We start from the raw sequence: 5,736 nt of genomic DNA, 5'->3' as shown, positions 1-5,736 counted from the left end.
TAGCGCGGCAAATAAGCCTCGAAGGCCTGCTGCTCCAGGTTCACCAGCGCGATTGGCTCTTGCCGGGGTTTGGTGTAAGCCAAATACCAGCGGTCTGATGGGGTGGTTTCGCTCAATGGGCGATCACCGTCTTTTAGGGGAGGTGTCATGCAGTTCATGGCTCAGCCAAGGATATGACTGATTTTAAGTGGAGTGCGAATTGCCGAGTTTGCCCCCTGCAAGGCGATGACAAAAAAAACTCCGCTTGCGCGGAGTTTGATGGATTCACCGGGACAAGCCGTCTAGTTGGCAAACTTAATCGCTGCTGACCCGTTTGCTTTGTGAAAGCGCTTTGCAATCACAAAGTAACTGCGTCCATTCAGGCCGCGATGACAAATGCAGCGCGGTCTTTGCCATCAATCCATTTTGGGGCTTTGCCACGGCCTGTCCAGGTTTGGCCCGTGGCAGGATCACGGTATTTGGCTGCGACTTTACTGACAGGTTTAGTGGCGCCTGATTTGACACCACGGCCTGGGAAAATGTCTTGCAAGGTCAGACCGTATTCAGCCACCAGTTCACGCACTTTTCCGAGGGCGCTTGAAATTTCATTTTGACGGGCATGGGCAATGGCTTGCTCCAGTGCTTCGCGTTGGGCCAATAATTCTTTGTAGCTGGTAGTCATGTTAAATCCCATTAAAAATAAAGAGCCTTGAATATACACCATGTTATGGGTGAATATCCAATTTTTTAGATACAGATCGTATTTTTAAATGAAGGCAGGCATGGGTGGATCAATGATTATTTAAATCTCAATGAACGCACCTGGAATTTATAATTGAACGATTAAAACTTTAGCAGAAACCACGATGTTTACGCATCGCCAATCGACACGTGAATGCGGGCAGAACAGCTGCTGCAAATATAAATCAGAAAAGCCGGCCAGCTCATGGCGAACTTCAAGCGGCCTTTTGTGAGGCAGAGACCTTCTCGATCCGGCGGCCCTCAAGAGTGACCACTTGAAATCGCCAATGGGCGATTTCGATCACTTGGCCTAAGGCGGGCAATTGGCCCAGCGCGTACATCAGAAGACCCGCCAGCGTGTTGTAGCGATTTTTGTCTTCTGCCGGCAATTCCTTGATGTCCAGGCGCGCTTTGAGTTCGTTGACCGGCATGATGCCGTCCAGTAACCAGCTGCCATCCTCGTTTTGGGTCGCCCAGGCGTCTGACTGGGTGCCGGGCTTGAGCTCTCCGGTGATGGCCTCCAGCAGATCGAGCGGCGTCAGTAGGCCCTGCACTTCGCCATATTCGTCCACCACAAACAGCATGCGACTGGACTGGTCGCGCATTTGCTCCAGCAGTTCCATGCCCGTCAGGGTCTCGGGCACAAAGTGGGCGGTTTGGGCATGGTGTTCAAGGCTTCGCTCGTCGCTGTGCGGCAGCGCCAGCAAGTGCGAAAGGCTGATGACGCCGATGATGTGGCCCAACCCATCCCGGCAAACGGGGTACCAAGAGTGGTTGCCCTCATCGCGCATCTGGTTGATGCGGTCCATGGCTTGTTGCGGGGTAAGACTCGCTTCCAGCCACTGGATGTCGCTGCGGGGCGTCATCATGGACGTGAGGGCCCGGTCGTCAAGGTGGAACACATTGCGCACCATTTGGTGCTCGTGCTCTTCGATCAGTCCAGCGTCGACGCCTTCGACCAGGCTGGCCGTGATTTCCTCTTCGGTCACGGCACGGCTGCCCTTGCTGTCGATGCGCATGAGTTTGAGCATGCCTTGGGTGCACAAGGAAAGCAGTTTGACAAATGGACCCGCGGCTTTGGCCAGCCAGGCCATGGGGCGGGCGACCAGACGGGCGACAGCTTCAGGGTACAGCTGGCCGATGCGCTTGGGCACCAGTTCGCCAAAGATGATGGTGATAAAGGTGATGAGGGTGACGACAATGGCGGTGGCCGAGATGCCAGCGGCGGCTTCGGTCAGGCCCCACTCAACCAATTGCGTTGCCAGTCTGGCACTGAAAGCGGCTTCACCCACGATGCCGTTGAGCACGCCAATCGAGGTGATGCCCACTTGCACAGTCGACAAAAACTGGGTCGGTTCTTCCAGCAGTTTGAGCGCGGCTTGGGCACCTTTGTCACCGGCCTCTTCCATGGCAGCCAGGCGGGCCTTGCGGCTAGAGGCCAATGCCAACTCGGACATGGCAAACACCCCGTTGAGCAGGGTCAAGAACGCAATCAGTAAAAAATCCATAGCCGCCATTGTGCCAAGAGTGGGCAATGGCGCTTGGCATTTGTGCTCGCAGGGCAATTTGGGACAATCCAGCCAAGAGGTACTTATGGCTGTTTATTGGGTTGGAGATATTCAGGGCTGCGACGAGCCTTTGGCTCAACTGCTGGACACGCTGGGTTTTTCACCCAGCCGTGATACTTTGTTTGTCTTGGGCGACCTGGTGAACCGCGGACCAGCATCGACCGAGGTGTTGCGCCGATTGATGGCCCTGGGGGGTTCGGTGCAATGTGTGCTGGGCAACCACGATCTGCATTTGCTGGCCGTGGCCGCCGGAGCTGGGCGACTCAAACCGATGGACACGCTGGACGGCGTTTTGAACGCCAGCGACCGCCCCGCCCTGCTGCATTGGCTGAGACACCAGCGCATGGCCATCTGGGACCACGGTGTGCTGATGGTGCATGCGGGGGTGTTGCCGTCCTGGTCTGTCACGCAAACTTTGGCCTTGGCCGCCGAGTTGGAGTCGGTGCTGCGCGGGCCCGATCTGGTTGATTTTTTACACCAAATGTATGGCAACGAGCCAGCAAGCTGGCGTGATGACTTGACAGGGGTAGCACGCTTGCGCGTGGTGGTGAATGCCTTGACACGCTTGCGCTTTTGTACTGCCGATGGGCTGATGGAGTTCGCAGCCAAAGAGGGTGCCGATGCGGCACCAGCAGGTTTCATGCCCTGGTTTGATGTGCCAGGGCGCAAAACGTCCGACGTGACGGTGGCCTTTGGCCATTGGTCCACCTTGGGGAAACTTCAGCGAAGTGATGTCTGGGCGCTGGACACCGGTTGTGTCTGGGGTGGCTGCCTGAGCGCCATGCGTCTGGGCACGGATGGGCTGGGCGAGTTGATTCAGGTGAAGTGCGAGCCGGCGCAGAAACCGGGGTGAATGCCATGCCCGTCAAACATTGGGGTAGGCGTCGATGAAATCCTGAGCGCAAGCTTCAGTGACCGGGTTTCAACAGCACCACGAGGGCCCCAGCACCGCCTTCTGCGGGTTTGGCTTGGACAAAGGCCATGACCTGGTTTTTTTGAATCAGCCAGCTGTGCACCTTGGATTTAAGCACCGGTGTTTTGCCGGGGGAACCCAGACCTTTGCCATGCACCACGCGCAGGCAGCGCAGACCCTGCCGGTGGGCCAGGCGGATGAATTCAGCCAGAGCCACGCGGGCTTCGTCACTGCGCAAGCCGTGCAGGTCGATTTCGCGCTGGATAGACCAACTGCCTTTGCGCAATTTTTGGGTCACATCGATGCCGATGCCAGGGCGCCGAAAACTCAAGGCATCGTCCGTTTCGAGCAAACTGCTCACGTCAAACCCATCACTCAGGGCATCACGCAAGACGGCTTCTTCGTCTTTTTGGCGCTGCGCCGCCACGGGTGCAGGAGCTGGTGGGCTGATGCGGGCCAGGCCATGCAGGGGCATGCGCTGCACGATGCCGACCGCACGTGCAAACAGGTGGGCCTCGGCTTCCCGCTGGCGAGCCGCTGCTAAGCGGGCAGCCTCCTCGGCGCGCGCTTTTTCATGGGCCTCGGCCAATTTTTTCTGGACCTTCTTGAGGTCTTGCAGGGTATTGATTTTCACCCTGGGATCGTGCCACAAAAGGACTTTGCCTGGTGCAGCACAAGGCGAGCATTTTGTTCAGCCACCTCGGTTGCGCATCCAGTCGGCGGTTTTCAAGAAGCTGGCGTTCAAGCGTTCACGCAGCACTGGGTCAACCTGGGTTTCCTGCATGGCCTGGTCCATGCAGGCCAGCCATTGGTCTCGCTCGAGAATACCAATTGAGAAGGGCATGTGGCGCATGCGAAGGCGAGGATGGCCAAAGCGTTCGGTGTAATGCTCAGGGCCACCCAACCAGCCGCACAAAAACCAGAACAGCTTGTCGCGCGCATCCTGCAAGGTGCTGCCGTGCGCCGCGCGCAAGGCTTTGTAGCCGGGCTCCAGATCCATGAGGTCGTAAAAACGCTCGGCCAGTGCCTTAACGCGGGTTTCTCCACCCATCCACTCAAACGGGCTTTTGATCGGGGATTCTTCTTCAATTTGCATCGTATGACAGGCTCACTTCGAGGGTGTTCAGGGGCGTCACTCGGCGGCTTGCCGCAAGGTTTGCATCACGGGTTGACGCAACACACCGGACAGGCTCAGGCTGCCAGCAGTCCAAGCGAGCAAGGCCCCCAACCCGCCTCCGGCCAGGGGGGCCCAAAGCGGTGGCTGCCAGGCAAACTCAAAAGCGAAGCGGGCCAATGCCCAACCCACCACCAAGGCCATGCTGCTGGCCATGAACCCGGCCAGCCAGCCCAAACCCAGCAACTCGGTACGCTGTACCTGGGCCAGCAAAGAGCGCCCTGCCCCCAGCGCCCGCATGATGGCGTATTCGCGTTCACGTGCCTGGCGGCTGGCGCCCACGGCGGCCAAGAGCACCATCAGGCCAGCAGCCAGCGTGAAGGCAAACAGGTATTCAACCGCACGGATGACTTGGTCCATGACGCGCTGTACTTGGGCCAGCGTGCTGCGCATGTCGACACTGGTGATGTTGGGGAACTGGTTGACCAGCGCGTTCTCAAAGCCAGGTTGACCCGCAGGTGAACGGAAGGCGGCCATGTAGGTCATGGGCAAATCCGGCATTTGTGAAACCGGGAACATCATGAAGAAGTTGGCGCGCATGGAGGTCCAGTCCACCTTGCGCAAACTGGTGATGCGGGCTTCCCGGGCCTGGCCTGCGATGTCAAACCGCAATTGGTCGCCCAGCTTGAGCCCCAAAGTATCGGCAATCCCTTGTTCGACGCTCACACCATCGGCCTCTTCAGCCACCCAGCGACCTGCTGTCAACGGATTGTGCTCAGGCAGGATGGCCGAATGAGACAGGTTGATTTCACGGTCAATGAGCCGTTTCGCACGGTCAGCCTCGAAGTCGGCTGGACCGATTTCACGGCCATTGATGGCCACCAGGCGGCCCCGGATCATGGGAAACCAGTCAGGCGACTGCACACCGGCCTTTTGCAATTGCCCCAAAAAGTCAGTGGCCTGCTCGGGTTGTACGTTGATGACAAATCGGTCGGGTGCATTGGCCGGTGTGGACTGGCGCCAGCTGGCAATCAGGTCCGTGCGCAGCAGCACCAGCAAGGCCAGCGCCAACAAACCCACCGACAAAGCACTCACCTGGACCACGGCAAACACGGGGCGAGCGGCCACCTGGCGCGTGGCCAGCCGCAACCAGCGCGGCGCTTGCTCGCCCGGAATGGTGCGCCTGAGCAACCACAGGGCAGCGGCGGCCAGACCGGCAAACACCAGCAAGGCCAGTGCAAAGCCCCCCACGGTGATCAGGCCCAAAGTCAGGTTGCGACTCACCATCAGCAGGGTCAGGGCAAAGCCCACCAAACCCATGAACAACACCAGGCCTGAGCGCACTTGCAAGTTGCCCAGGTCACGCCGAATGACGCGCAAAGGCGGCACCTGTGCCAACTGCAGCACAGGCGGCAAGCCAA

Annotated in this window: 6 protein-coding genes; 1 reads left to right on the top strand and 5 read right to left on the bottom strand. The window is 58.6% G+C overall.

Annotated elements, in window-relative coordinates:
• Positions 1 to 358: 358 nt before the first annotated feature.
• Both ACIQ3A_RS13535 and ACIQ3A_RS13530 read right to left on the bottom strand, forming a co-directional pair.
• Positions 359 to 661, bottom strand: coding sequence for an H-NS family nucleoid-associated regulatory protein (locus tag ACIQ3A_RS13535; protein WP_396432252.1), 303 nt, complete (start codon positions 659 to 661; stop codon positions 359 to 361).
• A gap of 274 nt (positions 662 to 935) precedes the next feature.
• Positions 936 to 2,228, bottom strand: a complete 1,293-nt coding sequence (locus ACIQ3A_RS13530) for a hemolysin family protein (protein WP_396432251.1) — start codon at positions 2,226 to 2,228, stop codon at positions 936 to 938.
• A gap of 85 nt (positions 2,229 to 2,313) precedes the next feature.
• On the opposite strand from ACIQ3A_RS13530, the gene ACIQ3A_RS13525 reads away from it, so the two are divergent.
• Positions 2,314 to 3,141: a symmetrical bis(5'-nucleosyl)-tetraphosphatase gene (locus tag ACIQ3A_RS13525; RefSeq protein WP_396432250.1), complete on the top strand. Its 828-nt coding sequence runs from the start codon at positions 2,314 to 2,316 to the stop codon at positions 3,139 to 3,141.
• Positions 3,142 to 3,196: 55 nt separating this feature from the next.
• Here the strand turns inward: ACIQ3A_RS13525 and ACIQ3A_RS13520 are convergent, their stop codons facing one another.
• From ACIQ3A_RS13520 to ACIQ3A_RS13510, 3 genes are all read right to left on the bottom strand, one after another.
• On the bottom strand, positions 3,197 to 3,835 hold the full coding sequence (locus ACIQ3A_RS13520; RefSeq protein WP_396432249.1) for a Smr/MutS family protein: 639 nt from the start codon (positions 3,833 to 3,835) through the stop codon (positions 3,197 to 3,199).
• Between the two features lie 57 nt (positions 3,836 to 3,892).
• Positions 3,893 to 4,297 (bottom strand): group II truncated hemoglobin, encoded by a 405-nt coding sequence (locus tag ACIQ3A_RS13515; RefSeq protein WP_396432248.1) that lies wholly within the window; start codon positions 4,295 to 4,297, stop codon positions 3,893 to 3,895.
• A gap of 36 nt (positions 4,298 to 4,333) precedes the next feature.
• The coding region (locus tag ACIQ3A_RS13510; RefSeq protein WP_396432247.1) for an ABC transporter permease at positions 4,334 to 5,736 on the bottom strand (1,403 nt) is incomplete at its 5' end.

Origin of the sequence: Limnohabitans sp. (assembly GCF_044361985.1) — a bacterium.
In the GTDB taxonomy this organism is placed as follows: domain Bacteria; phylum Pseudomonadota; class Gammaproteobacteria; order Burkholderiales; family Burkholderiaceae_C; genus Limnohabitans_A.
This window is presented reverse-complemented; position numbering and strand designations above follow the sequence as displayed.